We start from the raw sequence: 745 nt of genomic DNA, 5'->3' as shown, positions 1-745 counted from the left end.
TTGATTACAAATAACAATGATTTTATGCACTTATTCCTCGTGTGATCCGAGAAATCGTGCATAAAATTCTGATATCAGCTTTTAAAAAATTTGTATGGGAATAAAATCACTTTGAAACACTATTTAAGCATGTAATTCATTTAATAATTTAGCTAATAAATCATTAATAAATTGAATGCGTTTTTCCTGTTCTTCTAACTGAACCATAACTTTTAAACGCTGTCCGCCTTCCATACGATAATAGGTCGGATGCTTCTGCATCAGCTGAATAATGCTAATCGCTTGAACAGGTGTATCAGGTGAGAATTCAATATTACCACCTTGAGTATTAATATCGATTTTTGTGATACCCAGTTGCTCTGCTTTCAAGCGAATCTGATGGACAGTAAACAAATGTTTAACCGATTGCGGAGGAACTCCAAAACGATCAATGAGTTCCATACGGATATTATCAAGTTTTTCTTGTGTATCTGTATTACTAATACGTTTATAGAACAATAAGCGCTGATGCACATCTCCTAAATACTCATCTGGAATTAGTGCCGGAATATGTAAATTAATTTCCGCAGTCAGCGATAAAGGTGCATCAAAATTCGGTGTTTTTCCTTGTTGAATCGCCTTAGTGGCTTTTTCAAGCATTTCCATATACAAACTATATCCAATTGCCTGCATAGAACCACTTTGTTGCTCACCTAAAAGCTCACCAGCACCGCGAATTTCTAAATCCTCTGTAGCTAGCATAAAA

General features: G+C 35.2%; 1 protein-coding gene. It reads right to left on the bottom strand.

The window, feature by feature from the left end; all coding sequences use genetic code 11:
- Positions 1-123: 123 nt before the first annotated feature.
- The coding region (locus UC75_RS19810) for a TRCF domain-containing protein (RefSeq protein ID WP_322842879.1) at positions 124-745 on the bottom strand (622 nt) is incomplete at its 5' end.

It is taken from the genome of Acinetobacter sp. V2, assembly GCF_001188385.1.
In the GTDB taxonomy this organism is placed as follows: domain Bacteria; phylum Pseudomonadota; class Gammaproteobacteria; order Pseudomonadales; family Moraxellaceae; genus Acinetobacter; species Acinetobacter oleivorans.
The sequence above is the reverse complement of the archived record's forward strand: the minus strand, read 5'-3'. Positions and strand labels throughout refer to the sequence as shown.